Source organism: Streptomyces sp. NPDC004721, from assembly GCF_053601495.1.
On record NZ_JBSGBZ010000010.1, the window covers coordinates 203,982 to 229,136 of the forward strand.

At 71.8% G+C, this 25,155-nt stretch carries 19 protein-coding genes; 10 read left to right on the forward strand and 9 right to left on the reverse strand.

All coding sequences use genetic code 11. The features are described from left to right. Positions 1 to 172: 172 nt before the first annotated feature. The gene (locus ACWEK3_RS12250; protein WP_450539895.1) at positions 173 to 1,264 is read right to left on the reverse strand and encodes a PP2C family protein-serine/threonine phosphatase; all 1,092 of its coding nucleotides are present in this window, start codon (positions 1,262 to 1,264) and stop codon (positions 173 to 175) included. 306 nt (positions 1,265 to 1,570) lie between these two features. Continuing rightward, positions 1,571 to 2,578: a LacI family DNA-binding transcriptional regulator gene (locus ACWEK3_RS12255; RefSeq protein ID WP_453249628.1), complete on the reverse strand. Its 1,008-nt coding sequence runs from the start codon at positions 2,576 to 2,578 to the stop codon at positions 1,571 to 1,573. A 159-nt stretch (positions 2,579 to 2,737) separates the two neighbouring features. Here ACWEK3_RS12255 and ACWEK3_RS12260 point away from each other — a divergent pair, with 159 nt between their 5' ends. Beyond that, positions 2,738 to 3,892: a Gfo/Idh/MocA family protein gene (locus ACWEK3_RS12260; RefSeq protein ID WP_450539804.1), complete on the forward strand. Its 1,155-nt coding sequence runs from the start codon at positions 2,738 to 2,740 to the stop codon at positions 3,890 to 3,892. 11 nt (positions 3,893 to 3,903) lie between these two features. Here ACWEK3_RS12260 and ACWEK3_RS12265 read toward each other — a convergent pair whose 3' ends face one another. Continuing rightward, positions 3,904 to 4,419 carry a GNAT family N-acetyltransferase gene (locus ACWEK3_RS12265; protein WP_450539803.1) on the reverse strand — a complete coding sequence of 172 codons (516 nt, stop codon included), beginning with the start codon at positions 4,417 to 4,419 and terminating at the stop codon, positions 3,904 to 3,906. Between the two features lie 132 nt (positions 4,420 to 4,551). Between ACWEK3_RS12265 and ACWEK3_RS12270 the strand changes: the two genes are divergently transcribed. Both ACWEK3_RS12270 and ACWEK3_RS12275 read left to right on the forward strand, forming a co-directional pair. After that, complete coding sequence (locus tag ACWEK3_RS12270; protein ID WP_453249629.1) at positions 4,552 to 5,358, forward strand: thioesterase family protein; 807 nt, start codon at positions 4,552 to 4,554, stop codon at positions 5,356 to 5,358. A gap of 100 nt (positions 5,359 to 5,458) precedes the next feature. After that, positions 5,459 to 6,484 (forward strand): alcohol dehydrogenase, encoded by a 1,026-nt coding sequence (locus ACWEK3_RS12275; RefSeq protein ID WP_453249630.1) that lies wholly within the window; start codon positions 5,459 to 5,461, stop codon positions 6,482 to 6,484. 48 nt (positions 6,485 to 6,532) lie between these two features. Here ACWEK3_RS12275 and ACWEK3_RS12280 read toward each other — a convergent pair whose 3' ends face one another. Continuing rightward, complete coding sequence (locus ACWEK3_RS12280; protein WP_453249631.1) at positions 6,533 to 7,183, reverse strand: class I SAM-dependent methyltransferase; 651 nt, start codon at positions 7,181 to 7,183, stop codon at positions 6,533 to 6,535. Positions 7,184 to 7,377: 194 nt separating this feature from the next. On the opposite strand from ACWEK3_RS12280, the gene ACWEK3_RS12285 reads away from it, so the two are divergent. Continuing rightward, positions 7,378 to 7,872 carry a lamin tail domain-containing protein gene (locus ACWEK3_RS12285; RefSeq protein ID WP_453249632.1) on the forward strand — a complete coding sequence of 165 codons (495 nt, stop codon included), beginning with the start codon at positions 7,378 to 7,380 and terminating at the stop codon, positions 7,870 to 7,872. Between the two features lie 128 nt (positions 7,873 to 8,000). Here ACWEK3_RS12285 and ACWEK3_RS12290 read toward each other — a convergent pair whose 3' ends face one another. Continuing rightward, positions 8,001 to 8,945 carry an MIP/aquaporin family protein gene (locus ACWEK3_RS12290; protein WP_384091712.1) on the reverse strand — a complete coding sequence of 315 codons (945 nt, stop codon included), beginning with the start codon at positions 8,943 to 8,945 and terminating at the stop codon, positions 8,001 to 8,003. Between the two features lie 510 nt (positions 8,946 to 9,455). Between ACWEK3_RS12290 and ACWEK3_RS12295 the strand changes: the two genes are divergently transcribed. From ACWEK3_RS12295 to sbnA, 5 genes are read left to right on the forward strand one after another with little or no spacing between them, the layout of a single operon-like run. After that, entirely contained in the window at positions 9,456 to 11,984 is a 2,529-nt protein-coding gene (locus ACWEK3_RS12295) for a Pls/PosA family non-ribosomal peptide synthetase (RefSeq protein WP_450539795.1), read from the forward strand. 14 nt (positions 11,985 to 11,998) lie between these two features. Continuing rightward, positions 11,999 to 15,268 carry a non-ribosomal peptide synthetase gene (locus ACWEK3_RS12300; protein WP_450539794.1) on the forward strand — a complete coding sequence of 1,090 codons (3,270 nt, stop codon included), beginning with the start codon at positions 11,999 to 12,001 and terminating at the stop codon, positions 15,266 to 15,268. Between the two features lie 53 nt (positions 15,269 to 15,321). Next, positions 15,322 to 16,326, forward strand: coding sequence for a TauD/TfdA family dioxygenase (locus ACWEK3_RS12305; protein WP_450539792.1), 1,005 nt, complete (start codon positions 15,322 to 15,324; stop codon positions 16,324 to 16,326). Then, the gene (gene sbnB / locus ACWEK3_RS12310; protein WP_453249633.1) at positions 16,323 to 17,402 is read left to right on the forward strand and encodes a 2,3-diaminopropionate biosynthesis protein SbnB; all 1,080 of its coding nucleotides are present in this window, start codon (positions 16,323 to 16,325) and stop codon (positions 17,400 to 17,402) included. Before ACWEK3_RS12305 ends, sbnB begins: the two co-directional genes overlap by 4 nt. Positions 17,403 to 17,439: 37 nt before the next feature. Continuing rightward, positions 17,440 to 18,492 (forward strand): 2,3-diaminopropionate biosynthesis protein SbnA, encoded by a 1,053-nt coding sequence (gene sbnA / locus ACWEK3_RS12315; protein WP_453249634.1) that lies wholly within the window; start codon positions 17,440 to 17,442, stop codon positions 18,490 to 18,492. A 72-nt stretch (positions 18,493 to 18,564) separates the two neighbouring features. Here the strand turns inward: sbnA and ACWEK3_RS12320 are convergent, their stop codons facing one another. From ACWEK3_RS12320 to ACWEK3_RS12335, 4 genes are all read right to left on the reverse strand, one after another. Then, entirely contained in the window at positions 18,565 to 20,304 is a 1,740-nt protein-coding gene (locus ACWEK3_RS12320) for an MFS transporter (RefSeq protein ID WP_453249635.1), read from the reverse strand. 51 nt (positions 20,305 to 20,355) lie between these two features. After that, positions 20,356 to 20,814, reverse strand: a complete 459-nt coding sequence (locus ACWEK3_RS12325) for a MarR family winged helix-turn-helix transcriptional regulator (protein ID WP_453249636.1) — start codon at positions 20,812 to 20,814, stop codon at positions 20,356 to 20,358. 157 nt (positions 20,815 to 20,971) lie between these two features. Beyond that, a complete protein-coding gene (katG, locus tag ACWEK3_RS12330) occupies positions 20,972 to 23,203 on the reverse strand; it encodes a catalase/peroxidase HPI (protein ID WP_453249637.1) in 2,232 nt (743 codons plus the stop codon). A gap of 32 nt (positions 23,204 to 23,235) precedes the next feature. Further along, positions 23,236 to 23,673 (reverse strand): Fur family transcriptional regulator, encoded by a 438-nt coding sequence (locus ACWEK3_RS12335; protein WP_361411012.1) that lies wholly within the window; start codon positions 23,671 to 23,673, stop codon positions 23,236 to 23,238. Between the two features lie 492 nt (positions 23,674 to 24,165). Between ACWEK3_RS12335 and ACWEK3_RS12340 the strand changes: the two genes are divergently transcribed. Next, complete coding sequence (locus ACWEK3_RS12340) at positions 24,166 to 24,942, forward strand: CAP domain-containing protein (RefSeq protein WP_450539781.1); 777 nt, start codon at positions 24,166 to 24,168, stop codon at positions 24,940 to 24,942. The last annotated feature ends 213 nt before the right edge of the window (positions 24,943 to 25,155 follow it).

The following is a 25,155-nucleotide window of genomic DNA, read 5'->3' on the forward strand; positions in this document are numbered from 1 at the left end:
GCGGCAGTCGAGCGGCCCGCCCGGGAGGTGACCGGCCGGGCACGGGCCCTGCACGCGTACCCGATCGCACTCGGCGCAATCGCGAGGCGCCCGGGGATTCCACGAGCCGTCCGGCCGACCGCCGTGGCCGAGGGTCGGCGACGCACCGCGCGGTGTCACTGAACGAGGGGCCCTAAAAAGGGCCGCGGCGGATCGCGACGGCCGCGGCGTCGTCGCCCAGGTGGCCGCGGGTGTAGGCGACGAGGTCGTCGTGCAGTCGGCGCAGGACCAGCTCCGGCGGTTCGGCGACCCAGGCGCCGGCCCGGTCGGCGAGGGGGTAGAAGTCACCCCGCGCGTTGCGCGCCTCCAGGACGCCGTCGGTGTGCAGGAGCAGTGTGTCGCCGGGCAGGAACGGGAACGAGGCGACCATGTAGTCCAAGGCTTCGGACAGTTCGCCCAGGCCCAGCGGTGGTGCGACGACCTGCGCGGTCAGGGGGTCGGCGGTTTCCGCGCCGATGAGCAGCGGGGAGGGGTGGCCGCAATTGAGGAGGTGCAGCACGGGCTCGCTGTCGGGGATGTCCACGAGCAGGGCGGTGGCGAAGGACTCGTCGGTGTCGAGCATCTGCGCGGTCTGCCACTGCCGGAACTCCCAGCGCATGGCGCCGTCCAGGTGCACGGCCAGACGCGGCAGCGAGGGCCGGCGGTGCGCGGCCGCGCGGAAGGCGCCGAGCAGCAGTGCGGCATGGCTGATCGCGGGCAGTCCCTTGCCCCGCACGTCGGCGATGAGCAGCCGGGTGCTGTGTCCGGTGCGGGCGGCGGCGTAGAGGTCCCCGCCCATGGTGGCCTCGTCCTGGGCGGCGAGGTACAGGCAGGCGATCCGCAGGGGGCCGCTGCGCTCGGGCAGGGGCGGGAAGAGCACGTCCTGGACGGCCTGTGCCACGACCCGGCTCTGCTTCAGCTGGTGCTCGCGCCGGTCCCGGAACAGGCAGAACACCACGATCAGACTCGAGACGATGATCAGCGACGCGACCTGGGCCTGGAGGTTCTGGGTCCCGAGCGTGCCCTGGACGCCCCCGATGAAGAGTTCTGTCCCGGCCGCCAGCGCACCGATCAGGGCGGTGAGCCAGGGCCCGGAGAACGCGGCGGTGAACGCGGGAGCCGCGACCAGCAGCGGGCCGAGGTGCACGTCCGGCGGGGTCAGGGCGTCGACGACGCCCACCACAGCGATCAGTACCAGGGGGATGAGGACCAGTACCCGTCCCGATGGTGAACGCCGTAGGTCCATGAGCGACACACGTCATGTTCTCACCCCTGGCCCGGACCGGCGAGGGCGCTGGTTTCCGCAGGCCGGGGGTTCGGGACGGTGGCCGCGGCGGACGGCGCCGGGGCGCGGGCCCTCCGCGACGCGCGAGGCGCGGAGGACCCCGAGGGGCTCACTTCCGAACCCCGGTGTCCGGGTAACCAGCCGCCCGGGGGCGATTCGCCGGGTCCGCCCGCCCGTGGAACCCGCTCGGCCGCCGCGCCACCCGGGCTCCCGGATCCGCGCGGCCGGTTCCGGCCCAGGTCCGACGGGGCGCCCCGGGGGTGCCCGTCAGCCGGTTCCGGCAGGTGGTGCGGTCGTGCCACGCACCTCCAGGACCGGGCTGGTCAGGTCCACCGTGCGGGGCAGGTCCGGGTCGTCGATGCGGTCGAGCAGCCGCTGGGCGGCGCGCCGGCCCACGTCGTGGCTGGCGTTGTCCACGGTGGTCAGCCACACGTGGCGCAGGCGCGACAGGTAGGTGTTGTCGTAACCGGCCAGGGAGAGGTCCCGCGGGACCCGGAGGCCGCTCTCCTCGGCGGCGGACAGCGCGCCGACGCAGGCCATGTCGTTGACCGCGAACACGGCGGTGGGCCGCGGGGTACGGCTGAGCAGCCGTACGGTCGCCCGGTAGCCGCCCTCCTCGGTGAGGTCGCCCTGCTCGACGACCGCCGTACCGGTCGGCCCGTGTGCGCGCATGGCTGCCTCGAAGCCGCGGCGGCGCAGGTCGCCGACCGCGCCCCGGCCGGCGATGTGGGCGATGTGCCGGTGGCCGAGGGCGATGAGGTGCTCGGTGGCCAGCCGGGCGCCCTGCTCGTCGTCGCCCGCGACGACGTCCACCGCGGGCAGTTCGGGTTCGCGGGCACCGGCGACGACGGTGGGCACCCGGCCGGCCGCGACGCGCAGCGCCCCCGGATCCCGCAGGGTGCCGACGGCGACCAGGCCGTCGACGCGCAGTTCGGTGAAGGTGCGGGTGAGGTCCTCCCCCAGGCGCCGGTTGAGGTGGCCGTCGGCGAGCAGCATGTGCAGACCGGACTCGTAGAGGCGGGAGTTCAGTCCGTCGAGGAGTTCCACGAACCAGGGGTTGCGCATGTCGTTCAGCAGCACGCCGACGGTGCGGGTGCGGCGCTCGCTGAGGCTGCGGGCGGCGGCGTTGGGCCGGTAGCCGAGTTCCTCGACGGCGGCGAGCACCGCCTGCCGCTTCTCGGGGCGCACGCTGCCGGAGCCGCGCAGCACCAGCGAGACCAGGGACTTGGACACACCGGCGCGCGCGGCGACGTCACGGATGGTGGGCGGTCGCACGCTGTGGACCGTTCCATGAGGGCAGGCCCCTTGTAAAGAGGCCGGAAGGCGGGGTCCTGTGGTGCTCGCAGGGTGCGTCATCCGGTGGCTTGACACCTGGCGGGAGGCGGCCTCATGGTGAGCCACCAGGTTTTGGATCGGTCCAAACGAGGGGCTTTCATGGTGCCTACGCTCGGCGTCGCCGTCGTCGGATTCGGCTGGATGGGACGGGTGCACACCCAGGCGTACGCCCGCGTGCCCCACCACTTCCCGGGGCTCGCGGTACGTCCGCACCTGGTCGCCGTCGCCGACGAGGTGCCCGGCCGGGCCGAGGAGGCGGCCGGGCGGTACGGCTTCGACTCCGCCACCCGCGACTGGCGGGAGATCGCCGCCGACCCCCGGGTGCGGGCGGTCAGCATCACCGCCCCGAACTTCCTGCACCGCGAGATCGGTCTCGCCATGGCCGAGGCGGGCAAGCACATCTGGATCGAGAAGCCGGTGGGCCTGAGCGCCGACGACGCCCGCGCGGTCGCCGACGCCGCCGCCGGGGCCGGTGTGCGGGGCACGGTCGGCTTCAACTACCGCAACGCCCCCGCCGTCGCCGCCGCCCGCGAGATGATCGCGGCCGGTGAGATCGGCAGGGTCACCCATGTCCGCATCCGGCTGTTCAGCGACTACGCGGCCCACCCGGAGGGTGCCCTGACCTGGCGCTACGAGCGTGAACGCGGCGGCAGCGGGGTGCTGGGCGACCTGGCTTCGCACGGGGTCGACCTGGCCCGCCATCTGCTCGGCGAGATCGAGTCGCTGGCCGCCGACACCGCCGTGTTCGTACCCGAGCGGGCCCGGCCCGCCGGAGCCACCGCCGGTCACACCCGGGCGGCGGGCGGTGAACTCGGTCCGGTCGAGAACGACGACTACGTCAGCTGCCTGCTGCGTTTCGCCTCCGGCGCGCGCGGCGTCCTGGAGGCGTGCCGGGTCTCGGTGGGCGAGCAGAACAACTACGGCTTCGAGATCCACGGCACCAGGGGCGCGCTCTGGTGGGACTTCCGGCGCATGGGCGAACTCGGCGTCAGCCGCGGCACCGCGTACCAGGACCAGCCCGTCAGCACGGTCTACGTGGGTCCCGGCCACGGCGAGTACGAGGCCTTCCAGCCGGGTGCGGCCAACGCCATGGGCTACGACGACCTCAAGGTCATCGAGGCGTACCACTTCCTGCGCTCGGTCACGGAGGGCAGGGTCCACGGCGCCACCCTCGACGACGCCGTGGCCGCCGCGGTGGCCCTGGACGCGATGGCCCGCTCCGCCGAGGAGCACGGGTGGGTGAGCCTCGGCTGACCCGTGCCGCCTCACCCCGGCGTCAGGTCCGTGCGCGGGGTGATCGCCCAGTGGTTGGTGCGCAGCACCCGGCCGGCGAACGCCACCTCGCGCTCGGCGACGAACCGGAAGCCGAGCGAGCGGCAGATGCCGTTCGAGGCCGCGTTGGTGGTGGCCGGGAAGGCGTGCACCACTCCCCAGCGGTCCTCGTCCCGCGCCCGTTCCAGCAGCGCGCGGGCAGCGCGCCCGCCGAGACCGCGGCCCTGGTACGGGGGCAGTACCATCCAGCCCATCTCCGACATCGGGCCGCCGTCGCCGTCGTGGGTCCAGATGGTCACCGTCCCGGCCACCTCCTCGGGGGTAGCCGGGTCAGGGACGATCATCTTGATCCAGGCGACGCCGGCCGCCGCCTGCCGGGCGTCCCGGCGCACCTTGTCCGCCATGCCGCCGGCCGGCAGGGGCCCGCCGAGCTCAGCCATCATGACCGGGTCGCAGCGCATCCGGACGTACGCGTCCACGTCGCCGGGGGTGACGTCACGCAAGAGCACGGGGCCTCCTGACGGCAGGTCGGTGTAGGTGCCAAGTATGGGCTGGGTCATGATGGGGCTGCCTGGCCGATACGGCGCGAGAGACCCGTGCCTGCTCGGCTTTCCTGTGAACAGCCCGAGGAGAAGCACCCGTTGAACATCGGCGCCCCGGTTCCCGACAGCTACTACGAGCGCATCGACGAGCACCGCTTCAAGCCCACCGCACACGCCGGTGGCGCCTGGGACGTGCATGAGCAGCACTTCAGCCCGCTGGGCGGGCTGGTCGTCCACGCGGTCGAGGACCACTTGGCCGCGCGTGGGGGCAGCGCCCTGATACCGGTCCGGATCAGCTACGACATCCTCGGCCGCCCGGCCCTGGACGAGTGCGAGATCGAGGTGGAGACCCTCCGCCCCGGCCGCACCATCGAACTCCTGGAAGCCGTCGTGCGCATCGCCGGCCGCCCGGTGGTCCGGGCCCGCGTCTGGCTGCTGTCGGCGCAGGACACCGCGGCCGTCGCCGGGGGTGCCGGCGACCGGCTCACCCCACCCGACCGGCTCGCACCCTGGGCGATGAGCGAGTCCTGGCCGGGCGGTTTCATCGCGTCCCTGGACGTGCGTCCGCTCGCCCCGCCGAGCCCCGGCCGCACCACCGCCTGGGTCTCCACCCCGCTCACCCTGGTCGCCGGCGAGCCCAGCAGCCCGCTCGCCTCCTACCTCTCCCTCGTCGACACGGCGAACGGCATCGCCATACGCCAGTCGCCCACCGCGTGGATGTTTCCCAACGTCGACCTGACCGTGCATCTGCACCGCCGCCCGGAGGGCCCCTGGACCGGTCTGGACACCACCGTGGCTTTCGGCCCGACCGGCGTCGGCCTGACCAGCACGGTCCTGCACGATCTGCACGGCCCGGTCGGCCACGCCCAGCAGATCCTGACCGTGCGCCCCATGCCGGGCGGCTGACGGTGGCCGGGCCCTTCGCGGGCCCGTACCACGCGCGCGATCGGCGCGGAGCTGATGTCCTGGTTGCGGGGGCCGTCGTACCCGCTTCCAGGAGAGACAGATGAGTACCTACACAGTCGCGCAGGTGACCACCGCCGGCGGTCCGTTCGAGATCGTCGAGCGTGAGGCGGCGGAGCCGGGCCGTGGCCAGGTCGCGATCACCGTGGAGGCGTGCGGAGTCTGCCACAGCGACAGCTTCTTCGTGGACGCCCTGATGCCCGGGGTCACTTTCCCGGTCGTTGCCGGGCACGAGATCGCCGGGCGGATCGAGCAGCTCGGCGACGGGACGCGGGACCAGGGCTGGCAGGTGGGCGACCGGGTGACGGTGGGCTGGTTCGGCGGCAGCTGCCACCACTGCGCCCCGTGCCGGCAGGGCGACTTCATCGTGTGCCCGAATCTGAAGGTCCCCGGCTGGTCCTACGACGGCGGCTTCGCCGAGCGGGTGATCGCGCCGGTCGACGCGCTGGCCCGGATCCCCGACGCGCTGGCGGCGACCGACGCCGGGCCGATGGCGTGCGCGGGCGTGACCACGTTCAACGGACTGCGGCGCAGCTCCGCGCAGCCGGGTGATCTGGTGGCCGTGCTCGGCATCGGAGGCCTGGGTCATCTGGGGGTGCAGTACGCGGTGGCCATGGGCTTCGAGACGGTGGCGATCGCGCGCGGGGCCGACAAGGCCGACTTCGCCAAGCAGCTCGGCGCGCACCACTACGTCGACAGCACGACGGACACCCCCGTCGCCGACGCGTTGCAATCGCTGGGCGGCGCCAAGGTCGTGCTGGCCACGGCCGGCAGCTCCGATGCGATCGCGGCGACCGTCGACGGACTGTCGCACCGCGGTGAGCTGGTGGTGATCGGGGCGGCGCCCGAGCCCCTGGGGATCAGCCCCCTCCAGCTGATCACGGGCGCCCGGATCATCCGCGGGCACCCGTCGGGCACCGCGCAGGACGTGCAGGACACGATGGCGTTCAGCGCCCTGCACGGGATTCGTCCGATGACCGAGGCGGTGCCGCTGGACCAGGCCGGCGAGGCGTACCGGAAGATGCTCGCCGGCGCCGCCCGGTTCCGCATGGTGCTGACGACCGGATGACCAACCGGCGCGGGACCACGGCCGGTTGTCCCGCACCGGGTGGAGCGCTCAGGCCTTCCGAGCCAGAAGGCAGGCGTGCTGCCGCGTCAGCCGCCCGGCGGGCTCCTGCACCAGGCGGGCCGTGACGACCAGCCCGGCCCGCTCCAGGAGTTCGGCTACCCGCTCCACGGGGAGGAGGTACCACTCGTAGGACACGGGATGGCCGTATCCCCGGGCGGGCCGCCGGTGTTCGTCGCCGACATGGCATCCCCACAGCAGGCGTCCTCCCGGCGCGAGTGTGCGGTGGAACTCGGCGAAGACATCCGGCAGCAGCGCGGGGGGCGTGTGGTGCGTGGAGTACCAGGCGAGGATGCCGCCGAGCACGTCGTCGGCCAGGCCCAGCGCGGTCATCGAACTCTGGGCGAACGCCAGGTCCGGCTGGGCGTGCCGGGCCTGCCGCACCATGCCGGCCGACAGGTCGACGCCGATCGCGCGCACCCCCGACTCGTGCAGGTGGGCGGTGACATAGCCGGGCCCGCAGCCCAGATCCGCGACCGGTCCCAGTCCGGCGTGCCGCACCTGCTCGGCGAACGCCGCCAGCATCCCGCGCGACAACGGGTCCAACTCGGCCGGTTTCGGGACTTGTTCGGCGTAGGCGGCGGCGACGGTGTCGTACGACTCGCGGATCGCCCTGAGCGTGAGGCTGGTGGGTTCGGTCACACGGGCAGAGGCTGGCGAAAGCCGGCCCGTCGGGGCTCGGAGCGCCGGAGAGCACGTCAACCGCGGCATGGAGAGGGGTTCACGTGTCGAGGAGACACGGTGATCTTCACACTCCCTCCACCCCTCCGTCACCCTGTTCTTACTTCTTGTGTATGCTCCTGAGGCTCCATTGGCACCACTGAGGGGGGAACCTCGTGCGTATACGCTCCGCGCTGGCCGTGGCCGCCACGGCCGGGACGATCGCCGTCATCGCCGCCGCACCGGCGCAGGCCGCCGAATACTCGTCCGCGCTGAAGGTCAAGGGCGTCCAGTACGACGCGCCCGGACGGGACTCCAACAACTGCCGTACCGGCAACACCAAGGACGAGTACCTGACGATCAAGAACTACTCGCGCACCGCGACCGTCAACCTCAAGGGCTATGTGGTCAAGGACGCCTCCGGCAACCGGTTCACGTTCCGCGCCAACCACACACTCGAGCCCGGCGACTACGTGAAGCTGCGCGGGGGCAAGGGCACGGACTCCGACGCCAAGAACGTCGTCTACCGCCAGAACTGCAACTTCATCTGGAACAACGACAAGGACACCATTTACCTGCTCAAGCCCTCCGGTGCCCGCGCCGACGTCCACTCCTACACCAAGGCCCGCGACGACCGCGACGGTGACGGCTACATCAGCTACCACGGCTGAGCCCGCGCCGATCCGGCCGGCCGCCGGGAAGGCCAAGGCGGCCGGCCCTCGTACCGGGGCCCAGGGGGGCCATGAACCAGCACCACCAGCCGCGACGACCGCGTTGGGCATACTCCTGACGGCAGGCCCTAGGTGTCGCTCTCCTCGGTCGGGCGGGTGCGTCCGGGCTCCGGGAGCCGGCCCTCCTGGGCGCGGATGTGCAGTACGTCGCCGACGAACAGGTCGTACACCAGGACGCCGACGACCCCGCCGACGAGCGGTCCGACGATCGGGATCCACCAGTAATGGCTGAACGACCCGGCCAGGCTGCCGGGCAGAGCCAGGTCTCCCCACCCGGCGAAGAAGGTGAACAGGCGCGGACCGAAGTCACGGGCCGGGTTGATGGCGTACCCGGCGTTCGCTCCGTAGGAGATGCCGATGGCGGCCACCACGAAGCCGATGACCAGCGGCCCGAGGTTGGCCTTCACGGCGGTGTTGCGCAGGTCGAGGACCGCCACGATCAGCATGACCAGGAACGCGGTGCCGACGATCTGGTCCACGAGCGGCCCCCAGTAACCGCCGTGGAAGTAGGGCGCCGGGAAGGTGGCGAAGATCGAGAACGAGGCGACGGTGTGCCCGTGCGTCTTCGGTCCCTTCATCGCCTGGTCGAAGGTGTTGATCGCGTCGTGATAGACCGCGTACACCACCGCGGCGCCGACGAAGGCGCCCGCCACCTGTGAGATCCAGTACGGAACCACCTTCACCCAGGGGAACTTGCGGCGCACCGCGAACGCCAGCGTCACCGCCGGGTTGATGTGCGCCCCGCTGACGCCTCCGGCGACGTACACGCCGAAGGCCACCGCGAAGGCCCAGCCCCAGCCGACCAGCAGCCAGTCACCGGCACTGATGAAGAACGTCGTGGGCCCCTCGGTGCGTCCCGAGCCGGGCAGCGCCGCCACCGCCATGGCCACCGAGCCGCATCCGAAGGCGATGAGGACCAGCGTCCCCAGGAACTCCGCCATGCATTCGCCCAAGAGCCCGCCACGGCGCCTGAGCCGTGAGGGGCTCAGCAGGGGCGGGATTTCCACGGCCATATCGGCCCCCTCAACGAACGGTCCGGCGAACGGCCGGCACAGCCCCGAACAGGACGGCCTCGCGTTGCCGCCCAGCCCCGGGCGGCCCCGCCTCACTGCACAGTCTGCGCGCGGGGCCGGACCGAGGCCACTCGGCCCGGCACGGGACACCGCCGGCCCACCGCCACGCGGTGCCGTACCTTCCCCCCTCTTTTCTTTCCCCTCATACCCGTACGAACGCGCGTTCCACGCCCCGTCGGCCACCGCGCCGATACGCCCCCGCGGTGTGCCGGGGCCCTCCAGAAGGTGAACCCCCATACGGGTGAGATTACTCAGGCCGTCGGCGCGAAGAACCGAGGAATAGAGGCGCGTCGAACGTTCCGGTTCCCTCGGCGCGAGTGAATCCGAGTGGCATCCGAGCGACGACCGAACAAGACTGATCAGTGGTTTCGTGATCAGGCGAAAACGCACGGTCCCGGAGACCGGGCACCGTTGACCGATGGTTTTCGACCTTTCCTTCAGGGAGCTCGCATGGTGGAGAAGTCTGCCGACATCTTGATGCCCGGGCCGGACGAACCCGTGATCGCCGGGCATGCAGGAACCCTCCCGACGGCGGCGGATACCGAGGGGGAGCTCGCCGGAATCCTGGCGGACGTCGTACACGCCGAACACGTTCCGCCCGAAAGTCATTTCTTCGACGACCTGGGCGCCAACTCCCTGGTCATGGCGCAATTCTGTGCGCGGGTCCGGAAGAGATCCGACCTGCCGCCGGTGTCCATGAAGGACATCTACCGCAACCCCACGGTCCGCAGCCTGGCGGAAGCCCTCGCGAGCCTCGCTCCACCACCCGCCGCCGCACCCGCGCCAGCGGCCCCGGCGGCACCCGCGGGCGGGACGCCGGCACCGGCCGGGGCGGCACCGAGCACGGCTCGCTACGTGCTGTGCGGAGCCGCCCAGTTGCTCATCTTCCTCGGATATTCGTTCGTCGCCGGAATGGCCACCGCACGGGCCTACGAGTGGATCGGCTCGGCATCGGGTGTCGTCGACATCTATCTCCGGTCCCTGGTGTTCGGGACCGGCGGTTTTCTCCTGCTGTGCGCCTTCCCGGTCGCGGCGAAGTGGATTCTCGTCGGCCGCTGGAAGCCGGGCGAGTTCCCGGTGTGGGGTGCGGCCTATCTCCGCTTCTGGATCGTCAAGGTGCTCCTGCACGCGAATCCGATGATCCTCTTCATCGGAAATCCTGTGTACGTGATGTACCTGCGGGCCCTGGGCGCGCGGATCGGCAAGGACGTCACGATCCTCTCCCACTCCGTGCCGGTCTGCACCGACCTGCTCACCATCGGCGCGGGCACGGTGATCCGCAAGGACGCGTTCTTCCAGTGCTACCGGGCACACGCCGGGCACATCCAGACCGGCCGGATCGACATCGGCCGGGACGCCTTCGTCGGCGAGAAGTCGGTGCTCGACATCGACACCTCGATGGGCGACGGCTCGCAGCTCGGCCACGCCTCCGCCCTGTACCGGGGCCAGCACGTGCCGGCCGGTGAACGCCGGCACGGCTCCCCGGCACAGCCCACGTCGGTCGACCACATCAGGGTCGAGCCGACCCGGTGCGGCACGCTGCGGCGGGCCGTCTTCGGGGTGTCCTCCCTGCTCCAGCTCTTCCTGCTGTACCTGCCGTTCGCCCTCGGCGGCATCTACATGCTGTTCGCGGAGGTCCCGGCGCTGCGCGGCCGTCTGGACGCGGGGACGACCCTGTCCACGGTGCCGGAGTTCCTCACCGACACCCTGGCCGTGTCCGCCGTGCTGTTCTTCGGCGGGCTCGTCGTGGGCCTGGCCCTGATGTTCGCGGTGCCCCGGCTGCTGAGCCTGGCCGTCAAGCCCGACCGGGTCTACCCGCTCTACGGCTTCCAGTACGCGATGCACCGGGCCGTGGCCGGCCTGACGAACATCAAGTTCTTCCCCTGGCTCGTCGGCGACAGCTCCTACATCGTCCCCTATCTGCGCCGGCTCGGATACGACCTGTCCCAGGTGGAGCAGACCGGCTCGAACTTCGGCACCGAGGTGCAGCACGAGACGCCGTTCCTGGTGTCCGTCGGCAGCGGGACGATGGTGGCCGACGGGCTCTCCATCATCAACGCCGACTACTCCAGCACCTCCTTCAAGGTGAGCCGGGCGACGGTCGGCGCGCGCAACTTCCTCGGCAACAACATCGCCTATCCGGCGGGAGCCAGAACGGGCGACAACTGCCTGCTCGCGACGAAGGTGATGGTCCCCCTCGACGGCGAACTGCGCGAAGGGGTCGGGCTGCTCGGCTCACCGTGCTTCGAGATCCCCCGTTCGGTGGAGCGCGACACCCGCTTCGACCACCTCAGGACGGGCGACGCCCTGCGCCGCAACCTCGCCGCGAAGAATCGCTACAACCTGCGTTCCATGGCGCTCCACCTGCTGCTGCGCTGGGTGCTCGCCGCCGTGCTCACGGGCATCGCTCTGGCCTGCGTCGACCTGTACGGCACCCTGGGCCATGTGGTGATCGCCGGCTACCTGGCCCTCACCGTCGCCATCACGGCCGGCTACTTCATCCTGGTGGAGCGGGCCATCGCCGCCTTCCGCTCCCTCCGCCCCCGCCTGTGCTCCATCTACGACCCGTACTTCTGGTGGCACGAGCGGCTGTGGAAGGTGCCCGACGAATGGCTCGAGGTGTTCAACGGGACCCCGTTCAAGAGCCTGGTCTGGCGCCTGATGGGCGTGCGCATCGGCCGCAGGGTCTTCGACGACGGCTGCTACATCACGGAGCGGACGCTCACCGTCATCGGGGACGACTGCACGCTGAACGCGGGCAGCAAGATCCAGTGCCACTCGCAGGAGGACGGCACCTTCAAGTCGGACCGCACCACGCTCGGCTCCGACTGCACGCTCGGGGTCGGCGCGCACGTGCACTACGGCGTGACGGTGGGCGACGGGGCCGTACTGGCGCCCGATTCCTTCCTCATGAAGGGCGAGGAAGTCCCCGCGAAGGCGGAATGGGGCGGAAATCCCGCCGCGCCGACGGCGAAGTGAGGAAGGGCCATTCAATGGGAGCGCGCGTGGCAGCGGACAGGGAGTTCTGGAGCGAGGTGCTCACCGCCGGCGGCTTCACCGCCGTTCCGCGGTGGGCACCCGAGCCGGTGGCCGGTGACGCCGAGCACGAGGAGACCGTGCCGGCCGGGACAGCGCGGGCGGTGCGCGCCCTCGCGGCGGAGCTGGGGGTGCCGTCCAGCGCGGTCCTGCTGGCCGCGCACGCCAAGGTGCTGGCCGCGCTGTCCGGTGAGCAGGACGTGGTGACGGGCTGGGTCACGGGCCCCGACGCCGGCCCGCTGCCCTGCCGGCCTGCCGTCGCACCGGGGTCCTGGCGCCGGCTGGTGCTCGACGTCCACCGTGTCGCGGCGGACCTGATCGCGCACCGGGACTTCCCCGTGGACGAGCTGCGCCGGGAGCTGGGACTCCCGGAACCGTTGTTCGAGGCCGTCTTCGACCCGGCGGACACCGGGAGCGGCGCCCTGCCCGCCGAGGCGGTGCTGCGGATGGCCTTCGGCGAGCGCGACGGGCTGCTGACGGCACGCTTGCGGTACCGCACGGACGCGCTGGACGCCGAGGCCGCGGCCCGGGTCTGCGGCTACCACCTGACCGCGCTGCGGCTGATGACCGCCGACGTGGACGCCGAGCACACCGGGCAGAGCCTGCTGTCGCCCGAGGAGACGCGCGACCAGTTGGAGGGGCTGGCCGGACCCCACCGGGAGCTGCCGTCCGCGCGGGCGCACGAACTCTTCGAGGAGCGGGTACGGGCCGACCCCGAGGCGGTGGCCGCGGTGCACGGCGACCGCTCGTGGACGTACGGGGAGCTGAACGCGCGGGCCAACCGGCTGGCCCGCGCGCTGCTGGCGCGCGGTCTGGGCCGGGAGGACGTGGTGGCCGTGGTCACCGAGCGCAACCTCGACTGGCTGGCGGCGGTGCTGGCGGTGTTCAAGGCCGGCGGTGCCTATCTGCCGATCGAGCCGCACTTCCCGGCCGAGCGCATCGGGGCGATGCTCGCCCGGGCCGGCTGCCGGCTGGTGCTGACCGAGCCGGGCAGCACCGCCACCCTGGACGAGGCACCGGCCGCACTGCCGCCGGGGACCGAGAAGCTGCTGATCGAAACGGCGTACGCGGAGGAGCACGCGGACGACGACCTCCGGGTGGAGGTCTCCCCGGGCCAGTTGGCGTACATCTACTTCACCTCCGGCTCCACCGGCGAGCCCAAGGGAGCGATGTGCGAGCACGCCGGCATGCTCAACCACCTGTACGCCAAGATCGACGATCTGGGGATCGGTCCCGGGCGGGTGGTGGCACAGACGGCTCCGCAGTGCTTCGACATCTCCCTGTGGCAGCTGCTGGCCGCGCTGCTGGTGGGCGGGCGGACCCTGCTGGTCGAGCAGGAAGCCGTCGTGGACGTGGAGCGGTTCGTCGACACGCTGGTGCGCGGCCGGGTCGCCGTGGCGCAGGTCGTGCCCTCCTATCTGGAGGTGGTGGCCTCGTACCTGGAGCGGCACCCCCGCGAACTGCCCGACCTGGCCTGCGTTTCGGTGACCGGCGAGGCGCTGAAGCGGGAACTCGTCCAGCGCTGGTTCGCCCTCCAGCCCGGCATCAAGCTGGTCAACGCCTATGGGCTGACGGAGACTTCGGACGACACCAACCACGAGGTCATGGACGCGGTTCCGGAACGGGTGCTGCTGGGGCGCCCGGTCGGCAACGTGCGCGTCTACGTGGTCGACGAGCACCTTTCTCCGGTGCCGCTCGGCGCCCCCGGGCTGATCGCCTTCTCCGGCGTGTGCGTGGGACGCGGATACGTCAACGACCCCGAGCGGACCCGTGAGGCCTACCGCGAGGACCCGCACCGGCCTGGCGAGCGGCTGTATCTGGCGGGCGACTGGGGTCGCTGGCACCCCGGCGGGAAGCTGGAGTTCCTCGGCCGCCGGGACAGCCAGGTCAAGATCCGCGGGTTCCGCATCGAGATCGGGGAGATCGAGAACACCCTGCTGCGCGTTCCCGGGGTCCGGGACGGCGCGGTGGTCATCGCCGAACTCGCGGGCCGCAGCACGCATCTGATCGCCTTCCACACCGGTCGGCGACTCGAACCGGAGGAGTTGCGCGACGCGCTCGGTGCCGTGCTCCCCGCGTACATGGTCCCGTCGGCCTTCCACTGGCAGGACGGGCTGCCGCTGACCGCCAACGGCAAGATCGACCGCAAGGCGCTGACCGCGCTGGCCGAACGCGGCACGCCGGCGGCGGACGAAGCCGCTTCCGGTGAGTCCCACGACGCCCCGCGCACCCCGGCCGAGCGGAGGCTGGCGGCCGCCTGGGCGGAACTGCTGGGCCTGCCCGGGCAGACGATCGGCCGGCGGGACCACTTCTTCGACCTCGGCGCGACCTCCCTGTCGGCGGTGAAGCTCACCATCGCCCTGAACCGCGCGGTGTCCCTCAAGGACATCACCCGGCACCCGGTACTCGCCGACCTCGCGGCGTGCCTCGACGGCACGGCCCGGCAGCGGCCGGAGCTGCTCCAGCCGTTGTCGGCGGACGAGGATTCCTCCGAGTGCGCGCTGGTGTGCTTCCCCCACGCGGGCGGCAACGCGGTCAACTTCCAGCCGCTGGCGAGCGCCCTGGCCGGCAGTGGCGTCGCCGTCCACGCGGTGGACCTGCCCGGCCACGACCTGGCCGCCGGGGAGGAGCCGTTCGCGCCCTTGGAACAGGTGGTGGAGCGGGTCGCCGCGGAGATCGCCGGGCGCGGCCTCAAGCGGGTCATGCTCTGGGGCCACTCCTCCGGCACCGCGCCCGCCCTGCTGACCGCCCGGAGGCTCTCCGCGCTCGGAGTGGAGGTGACTCGGGTGTTCCTCGGCGCGCAGTTGCCCGGCACAGCCATCGAACGACGCGCCGCCGCCATCGAGTTGACCAAGCGCAGCGATGCCGAGATCGCCGCGCGGCTCGGTGCGGACGGCGGCCACCTGGAACTCGGCGAGCTGAACGCGGAGCACGCCGAGCGCGTCGGGGCCGCCTACCGGCACGACTGCGTGTCGGCGCACCGCTGCTTCGCCGACGCCCTCGACAGCCCGCCGGCGGTGAGACTGGCCGCGCCGGTCACCGTGGTCGTCGCCGCCGACGACCCGAGCACCGCGGGCTTCCAGGACCACTGGCGGGACTGGGAGTTCCTCGCCGAACAGGTGGACCTGCGTGAACTCACCGACGGCGGCCACTACTTCCCACGCACCCGCCCGGCCGCGGTGGCGGCGGCCGTACTGGACGCCGCCGACCTGCTGGCCTCCTCCTGAACACCGCTGAGGCCCGCCCCGGCCTCGTTGGTGACGAACGAAAGGAAACCGAGATGTCGTTCTCGTCCCCGGCTTCGGTACTGGAGGTGGAGCTGCGACCGGGCAGACCGCCCGTCCTGCGTGTCGAGACCTCTGCGGACGCGACCGGATGGGCGGCCGAGCACCGCGAGGCACTGCGGGCCCGGGTCGCCGAGCACGGAGCCGTGCTCGTACGCGGCCTGGGGCTGCGGGAGCCCGAGCAGATCTCCGCCGTCTTCACGGAACTGGCCGGCCCGCTGATGCCGGAACGGGAGGCCTTCGCCCCCCGCGAGGCCTACGGCCGCGGTCTGTACTCCTCCACCGCCTGGCCCGCCAACCAGCCCATGTGCATGCACCACGAGCTGAGTTACGCGCTCAAGGTGCCCGGTCTGATGCTGTTCGCGTGCCCGACCGCGCCCACCGAGGGCGGGGCGACCGCGGTCGCCGACGCGGAGGCGGTGCTGAACGCGCTGCCCGCGGGGCTGACCGAGCGTTTCGAGCGCGAGGGCTGGCTGCTCACCCGCAGCTACAACGACGAGATCGGGGCGTCCCTGGCGGAGTCGTTCGGCACCGACGACCGCGAGACCGTCGAGAACTACTGCCGCGCCCACGCCATCGAGTTCGCCTGGCAGCCCGACGGCGGCCTGCGTACCCGGCAGCGGCGCTGCGCCGTGGTGCGGCACCCGGACACCGGCCGGCGCTGCTGGTTCAACCAGATCGCCTTCCTCAACGAGTGGACGCTGGCCCCGGAGGTGCGCGAGTACCTGGTGGACGAGTACGGCGAGGACGGGCTGCCGTTCAACACCCGCTTCGGCGACGGCACACCGATCGGCGAGGAGGTCGTGCAGCTGCTCAACGAGACGTACGAGGCGCACACCCGACGCGAGCCCTGGCAGTCCGGCGACCTGATGCTGGTCGACAACATCCGCATGGCGCACAGCAGGGAGGCCTTCACCGGTGACCGGCAGGTGCTCGTCGCCATGGCCGAGCCCCAGCGCCTTGCCGAGTACGGCCCGACCCCGAAGGGAAGCCGGCGATGACTCCCGTGACCTCCCCCGCCACCGACCCGACCACCTTCCGGCCCGCCCCGGTGCCGACCTTCGCCGTGATCTCCGGCGCCCAGGTCCGGCAAGCGCTCGAAGGGCGCGAGAAGCAGCTCACGGAACTGGTCGAGGCGACGTACCGGCTGCACGGCTCGGGCAGCACAGTGAACCCGCCGTCGTACTTCCTGCGCTTCCCCGACCGTCCCACGGCGCGGATCATCGCGCTGCCGGCCTCCGTCGGCGGGTCGGTGGGCGTGGACGGACTGAAGTGGATCTCCAGCTTCCCGGCCAACGTCGACGCCGGCCTGCCCCGGGCCTCGGCGGTCCTGATCCTCAACGACCACGACACCGGCTACCCGTTCGCCTGCATGGAGAGCTCCATCATCAGCGCCACCAGGACCGCCGCGTCCGCGGCGCTGGCCGCCGACTGGCTCACCCGCAACCGGCCCCGCCCAACCCGGGTCGGCTTCTTCGGCACCGGCCTGATCGCACGCTACATCCACACCTTCCTGACCGGCACCGGCTTCAGCTTCGACAGCGTCGGCGTCTACGACGTTTCCGCCGACAGCTCCGCCGGGTTCTGCGGCTACCTGGGCCAGAGCGGTGCCGCCGGGCACGCCCCGAAGGTCACCGTCCACGAGAGCGGCGAGGACCTGATCCGCTCCAGCGACCTGGTGGTCTTCGCGACGATCGCCGGCGAGCCGCACGTCACCGACCCGGCCTGGTTCACCCACCATCCGGTCGTCCTGCACGTGTCGCTGCGCGACCTCGCCCCCCAGGTGCTGCTCTCCGCCGCCAACTTCGTCGACGACGTCGAGCACTGCCTGAAGGCCGGCACCTCGCCGCACCTGACCGAGCAGCTCACCGGAGGCCGGGACTTCCTGCACGGCACCCTCGACGACGTCATGACCGGGCGGGTGGATCCGCCCGCCGACCGGCCGGTGATCTTCTCGCCGTTCGGCCTGGGGGTCCTCGACCTCGCCGTCGGCAAGTACGTCTACGACGAGGTGGCCCGCGCCAAAAACCTGCACGTCATCGACGACTTCTTCCATGAGCTGCGCCGGTACGGCTGAACGTTCCTACCCTCGGCCCAGGCATCAGGAGGCCAGCGTGCCCGTCATCTCAGCCCCCCACGCCTTCAACGAAGGCCAACTCTATGTTGATCTCCGGCCGATATTCGGGCGCTCGCTCTACCTGAAGTGCGAGGGCTTCAACTTCGCCGGCTCGATCAAGATGAAGGCCGCGACAGAGATGGTGGAGGCCGCGGAACGGGACGGCCTCCTGACGCCCCGCTCGATCCTCATCGAGTCCTCGTCCGGCAACCTCGGTGTGGCGCTCAGCATGATCGCCGCCAGCAAGGGCTACCGGTTCCTCTGCGTGACGGACTCCCGCTGCAACCTGTCCGCCCGGCTGCTGATGGAGGCGCTGGGCAGCGAGGTGCACGTCATCGCCGACCTGGACGCCAACGGCGGCTTCCTCGGCGCGCGGATCGACTACGTCCGCGCGCTGTGCGCCTCCGACGAGCGGTACGTCTGGCTCAGCCAGTACACCAACCCGAACAACTGGGGGGCCCACTACCGCAGGACCGCGCCGGAGATCGCCCGCCAGTTCCCCCGTCTCGACGTGCTGTTCGTCGGCTCGGGCACCACGGGCACACTGATGGGCTGCGCCCGCTTCTTCCGCGAGTGGCACCGGCCGGTGCGGATCGTCGCGGTGGACACCGTCGGCTCGGTGGCCTTCGGCGGCAAGCCGGGCCGGCGGATGATCCCCGGACTGGGCATGAGCATGCGCCCGCCACTGCTCGACGAGTCCTTCGTCGACGAGGTGGTCCGGGTCGAGGAGGCGGACACCATCCGCGCCTGCCATCGGCTGGCCCAGCGCGGCTTCCTGTTCGGCGGCTCCACCGGGACGGTGGTCAGCGGCGCGATGGACTGGCTGTCGCGCAACGACGCCCGCGACCTGACCGCCGTGGCCATCGCCCCGGACCTCGGGGAGCGCTACCTCGACACGATCTACCAGTCCTCCTGGCTCGAGGACCTGTACGGCGACGTGTTCCGCGGCGACCGGCACGGCCGGCAGGAACTCGACCCCGAGGAGGTCACCGCGGGCTCCCTGGCCGTCGACCCCCGCTCGCACACGCGGCGCGCCCCCCGCGACCGGTAGCGCCCGCCGCACGGACGGGGACCGCGTGGCGGACGTTCGCCACGCGGTCCCCGTCCGTGCATCGGACGCCGGTCAGCCCGCCGCGCCCCGGAGTTCGGACAACGCGGCCGCGGTCAGCGGCCGCGGCTCGCTGTCGGGGTCGACCAGGACCACGGTGCAGGTGGCGGTGTGGGTCAGGGCCGCGGTGAAACTGCCGTCGGCGAACTGGGCGAGCGGGCCACGCGGCGAACGGCCCACCGCCACGGCACGCGCGCCCACCTCGGCGGCGTGCCGGGCCAGGGCGCGGCCGGCCGCCGCGTGGTCGCCGACGCTGCCGAGGATCTGGCCCCGCGCGACGACGCCATGGGCGGCGAGCCGGTCGAGGTGGGCGGTGACGGTGGCGCGGGCCTGCGCGAAGTCCTCTGCGTCGGCCGCCTGTTCCTCGACGACGGCGATCTGCTGGACGTGCACGACCTCCAGGGGGCTGCCGGTGTCCCGGGCGAGCCGTGCCGCGGCGTCGACAATCACGGCGGCACCATCGTGGGCGCCGACGGCGACGACCACGGGCGCCGTGCCGGTGGACGCCGCCGTGCCGACGGGCGTGAACGTCGGTGTGACGGGCTCCCCTTCCCCGGTGCGCGCCTCGGCCTCCCGCAGCAGCCGGTGGCCGCAGGCCAGCACCGGAATGGCGAGGAGGAAGGTGGCGGCGCCCAGGTAGAACGGGACGCTGAGGTCGGTGGCGTCGGCGAGCTTGCCGGCGACGTAGGGTGCCAGGCCGCCGCCGATGAACCGCAGGAAGCCGTACGCGGAGGAGGCGACGGGCCGCTCGACCGGGGAGACGAGCATGACGGCCTGGGTGGTCAGGGTGTTGTTGATGCCGATGAAGGCGCCGCTGGCGACGACCGCCACGATGACCACAGTGGGCGTGGCGACGCCGGCCGCGATGACGGCCATCACGATGCTCAGACCGAGCAGGTTGGCGTAGAGCACGGGGGCGGTGCCGTAGCGGGCCTGAAGGCGCGGGGCGAAGAAGACGCTGAAGGCGGCCACGAGCAGGCCCCATCCGGTGAAGACCAGCCCGAGCTGGTGGGCGCTGAGCTCCATCGGGTACGGCGCGTAGCCGAGCATGGTGAAGAAGCCCCAGTTGTACAGCAGGGCCATGATGCCCATCGTCAGCAGGCCGCGGTGGCGCAGTGCCCTGAGGGGGGCGAGGGGCGAGGTGCGACGCTCGGGTTTCGGCAGGGTCGGGACGAAGGCCAGGGTGGCTATGAGGGCGACGGCCATGAGGACGGCGACGCCGAAGAAGGGGCCGCGCCAGCTGATGGCGCCCAGTTCGCCGCCGAGCAGCGGGCCCACGGCGATGCCGAGGCCGAGCGCGGTCTCGTAGAGGATGATCGCGCCGCCGAAGCCGCCGCTGGCCGAGGCGACGATGACGGCCAGCGAGGTGGCGATGAACAGGGCGTTGCCCAGCCCCCAGCCGGCGCGGAAGCCGACGATGCCGTTGATGGAGCCCGACGAGCCGGCCAGGGCGGCGAAGACGACGATGACGGCCAGGCCGGTGACGAGGGTGCGCTTGGCCCCGAAGCGGCTGGAGAACCAGCCGACGATCAGCATCGCGACCGCAGTGACGATCAGGTAGCTGCTGAACAGCAGGGAGACCTGGCTGGGCGTGGCGTGCAGGCTCTCGGCCAGGGCGGGCAGGATCGGGTCGACCAGGCCGATGCCCATGAACGAGATGACGCAGGCGAACGCGACGGCCCAGACGGCCTTGGGCTGCTTGAAAGGGCTGGCGACCTTTCCGTGACCGGCGGTCTTTCCGTGCGGTGCACTCATGTGCGCCTCTCCTGTGAGGTGGGCTGAGGTGAGCGGTGGCGGCGCGGCGGGTCAGGAGCGCGCCTGGCGGTCCTCGATGACGCGGGCCAGGGCCGGCAGCGCCACCCGCACCGCGCGCTGCTCGGCCTCGGGCAGTTCCTCCACGAGCTGCTGAAGGGCCCGGGCGCGTTCGGCGCGGCGCCGCCGGAAGAGCTCGAGACCGGCGTCGGTGGCCTCCACCAGCACGCCCCGGCCGTCGCTGTGGTCGGCGGTGCGCCGTACCAGGCCCGCCCTCTCCAGCCGGGTCACGAGCTGGGTCATGTTGGGCTGGGACACGCTTTCCGCCCGAGCCAGCTCGGTCAGCCGGTAGGGGCCCTCGCGGCCCAGCCGGGACAGTGCCGAGGAGGCGGCCGTGCTCAGTCCGCCGGCGGTGGCGCTGCGGCGTACGTAGCGGACCATCTGCTCGACGGCGATCATCAGGTCCTCGGGCGACGCCTCGGGGTCCGCTGGGTCCATAACCCGCTTATGCATAAGCGCATTATGCACTTAGGTGTAGGACGAAACAAGATTCCGGGACACAGGGAGGCGGGAACACGTCGAGGCCGGCCGGAGCGGGCCGGCCGGCCTCGATGCCATGATCAGCCGTTGTCAGGCGTGATCAGCTGTGTTCGGTTGTGGTCATGCGCGATCAGGCGAGGTCGAACCGGTCGAGGTTCATGACCTTGACCCACGCCGCGACGAAGTCCTCGACGAACTTCTCCTTCGCGTCGTCGCTCGCGTAGACCTCCGCGAGCGCGCGCAGCTCGGAGTTGGACCCGAAGACGAGGTCGGCACGGCTGCCCGTCCACTTGACCTCACCGGTGGCGGCGTCGCGGCCCTCGAAGGCAGCGGCGTCCTCGGACGTCGCCTTCCACGTCGTGCCCAGGTCGAGCAGGTTGACGAAGAAGTCGTTGGTCAGCACGCCGGGCGTCGCGGTGAGGACGCCGAGCTGCGAACCCTTGTACGTGGCGCCCAGGGCGCGCAGACCGCCGACGAGGACCGTCATCTCGGGGGCGCTCAGGGTCAGCAGGTTCGCCCGGTCGAGCAGCAGGTACTCGGCCGGCAGCCGGTTGCCCTTCCCGTAGTGGTTGCGGAACCCGTCGGCGGTGGGCTCCAGCGCGGCGAAGGACTCCGCGTCGGTCTGCTCCTGCGAGGCGTCCACGCGGCCCGGGGTGAAGGGCACCTCGACGTCGACGCCGGCCTCCTTGGCGGCCCGCTCGACGGCCGCACCACCGGCGAGCACGATCAGGTCGGCCAGCGAGACCCGCTTGCCGCCGCTCTGGGCGGCGTTGAAGGACTCCTGGACCTGCTCCAGGGTGCGCAGCACCGTCGCCAGCTCGTCGGGGTCGTTGACCTCCCAGCCGCTCTGCGGCTGAAGCCGGATGCGGGCGCCGTTGGCACCGCCCCGCTTGTCGCTGCCGCGGAAGGTAGAGGCCGACGCCCACGCGGTGGACACCAGCTGCGACACGGACAGACCCGAGTCGAGGATCCTGGCCTTGAGCTCGGCGGCGTCCCCGGCGTCGATCTGCTCGTACTCCGCCTCGGGCAGCGGGTCCTGCCACAGCAGCGTCTCCGTCGGAACCTCCGGGCCGAGGTAGCGCACAACCGGGCCCATGTCGCGGTGGGTCAGCTTGAACCACGCGCGCGCGAAGGCGTCCGCGAACTCCTCCGGGTTCTCCATGAAGCGGCGCGAGATCGGCTCGTAGGCCGGGTCGACGCGCAGCGAGAGGTCCGTCGTCAGCATCGTGGGCGCGTGCCGCCTGGACGGGTCGTGGGCGTCGGGGACGGTGTCCGCGCCCGCGCCGTCCTTCGGCCGCCACTGGTAGGCGCCGGCCGGGCTCTTGAACAGCTCCCACTCGTAACCGAACAGGATCTGGAAGAAGCTGTTGTCCCAGGTGGTCGGCGTGTCCGTCCAGATGCCCTCCAGGCCGCTGGTGATCGCGTCGCCGCCCTTGCCGGTGCCGTAGGTGCTCCGCCAGCCGAGGCCCTGCTCCTCCATCGAGGCGCCCTCGGGAGCGGGGCCGACGTGGTCGGCGGGGCCCGCGCCGTGGGTCTTGCCAAAGGTGTGACCGCCCGCGATCAGGGCGACCGTCTCCTCGTCGTTCATCGCCATCCGGCGGAACGTCTCACGGACGTCGCGGGCCGCGGCGATCGGGTCCGGGTTGCCGTTCGGGCCCTCGGGGTTGACGTAGATCAGACCCATCTGGACGGCGCCGAGCGGGTTCTCCAGCTCGTGGTCGCCGGTGTAGCGCTCGTCGCCGAGCCAGGTGGTCTCGGGACCCCAGTAGACGTCCTCCTCGGGCTCCCACACGTCCTCACGGCCGCCGGCGTACCCGAAGGTCTTGAAGCCCATCGACTCCAGGGCGACGTTGCCGGCGAGGATCATGAGGTCGGCCCACGAGAGGTTCCGGCCGTACTTCTTCTTCACCGGCCACAGCAGGCGGCGGGCCTTGTCCAGGTTCCCGTTGTCCGGCCAGCTGTTGAGCGGTGCGAAGCGCTGCTGGCCGGCGCCGGCGCCGCCCCGGCCGTCGCTGATCCGGTAGGTGCCGGCACTGTGCCACGCCATCCGGATGATGAAGGGGCCGTAGTGGCCGAAGTCGGCGGGCCACCAGTCCTGCGAGGTGGTCAGCACCTCGGCGACGTCCCGCTTGACGGCCGGGAGGTCGAGGCTCTTGAACGCCTCGGCGTAGTCGAAGTCCCCGCCGAGGGGGTTGGCCACCGCGGGGTTCTTGGCGAGGATCTTCAGGTTGAGGCGCTCCGGCCACCACTGGCGGTTTCCACCACCCTGGGTGGGGTGCGCCGCACGACCGTGCGCGACCGGGCAGCCGCCTGTGCCCTCCGTCTTCGCGTCGGTCACGATTGCATCGGGGTTCTCGGACATGATCTTCCTTCCGGACTGGGCGGATCGCGAGCTCAGGTACTGCCGGAGGTGGAACAGGCGGGGCACAGGCCCCAGTAGTTGACCTCGGCCTCGTGGATCGAGAAGCCGTGGTCCTCGGACGCGGCCAGACAGGGAGCGTCGCCGACGGCACAGTCGACGTCGGCGAGGGCACCGCACGAGCGGCACACGACGTGGTGGTGGTTGTCCCCGACGCGCCCCTCGAACCGGGCCGGACTGCCGGCCGGTTCGATACGGCGCACGAGCCCCGCCGCGGTGAGCGCGCGCAGCGCCTCGTAGACGGCTTGCAGGGAGACGTGACCGACGCGCTCGCGCGCGCCGGAGGCGATCGCCTCGACATCGAGGTGATCACCTGCCCGTACGGTCTCGAGCAGCGCCACCCGCACGGCGGTCACGCGCAGGCCGGCGTCACGAAGCTCCCCGGCTGTGGACTCGGTCCGAGGTCCGGTCATGCGCCGAACCTACGCCGCAAACACGAACGACTCAAGAAAACGAAGGGTGAAAGTCCGGTGTGTCGCCGCGCCCCTCGCATCACGCGGGACGCGCCCCTCCCCTCGTATAGGACCCGGCGACACAACACGTGGAACATGGTCACGAAACCGCGATTCCGTGACATCCATCACCTCATTCCCGTAACTAAGCGGGCTGCTTAGTAGATGCCGCTCTGGCGACATATGGGATTTGTCCGTCTTCGTGCGGGAGCGTGTCGCGGCGAGCCCGGCGGCGCTCCCCTCCCCCGCCACCTTCGCTCGCCCCGCGCGGTCCGGGGTCTTCTGACGGTGTGCCAGGAATCCGGAGGCCGCGCCGGCCGAGGGCAGCACGCCCGCGTTCGCTTTCGCAAGGGCATCTCGAACCTACGAGGTCAGGTAGTACCGAGCGCCCTTTGCGCCCTTTGCGGAGCCGTCCAGAGAATGACGACCCCCCACCCCGAGCGAGGTCACGCAATGGGCACGCACCGCAAGAAGCAGCACTACCGGCGCATAGTCGTCGCCGCCGTCGCCACGGGCGCCGTCGCCATACCTACCGCCGCACTGGCCTGCAACGGCCGGCCGGCCGCCCCTGGAGAGCGTCCCTCCTACGGCGCCGGGAACCAGCAGGGCAACCCCGGCTGGAACCCGCGGGGCAACCCGGGCTGGAGCTGGCAGAAGGGCAACCCCGTCTCCCCGATCAGCCCGCCGCAGGGGGCCCCGGCCGAGTCGGCCGCCCCCAGCCAACCGAGCGCGCCGGACGCCGGTGCGCCCGCCGAACCGAGCGCGCCGGACACCGCTGCCCCCGCCGAACCGAGCGCGCCGGATGCCAGTGCGCCCGCCGAGCCGAGCGCGTCCAAGGACACCGGCACGTCGTCCGGGCCCACGGCTCGCGTCGTGGAACTCGTCAACGCCGAGCGGTCCAAGGCCGGTTGCTCGGCGCTGACCGTGAACGCGAAGCTGACCAAGGCCGCCCAGGCACACAGCGAGGACATGGCGGCCCACCGGAACATGTCGCACACCGGGTCCGACGGGTCCAACCCGGGCGACCGCATCACGCGTGCCGGCTACAGCTGGCAGAGCTACGGCGAGAACGTCGCCTACGGTTACGCCACTCCGGAGCAGGTCATGGCGGGCTGGATGTCCAGCGCCGGGCACAAGGCGAACATCCTCAACTGCTCCTTCAAGGAGATCGGCGTCGGTCTCGCCCAGCCCGGCAACTACTGGACCCAGGAGTTCGGAGCCGCCCGGTGACCTGCGGCGAGACGGCGCAAGCTGCGCTTCCGGCCGCCGCGGCCGGTCGGCGTTAGGCCCTGCTCTTCCGCCCCCCTCGGCGCGCACGTCGGTCGGCGCGGTCCGCTTCCGCCCCCCTCGGCGCGCACGTCGGTCGGCGCGGTCCGCTTCCGCCCCCCTCGGCGCGCACGTCGGGGGGGGGGGGAGGGGGAGGGCGCACCGCGCCCCCCCCAC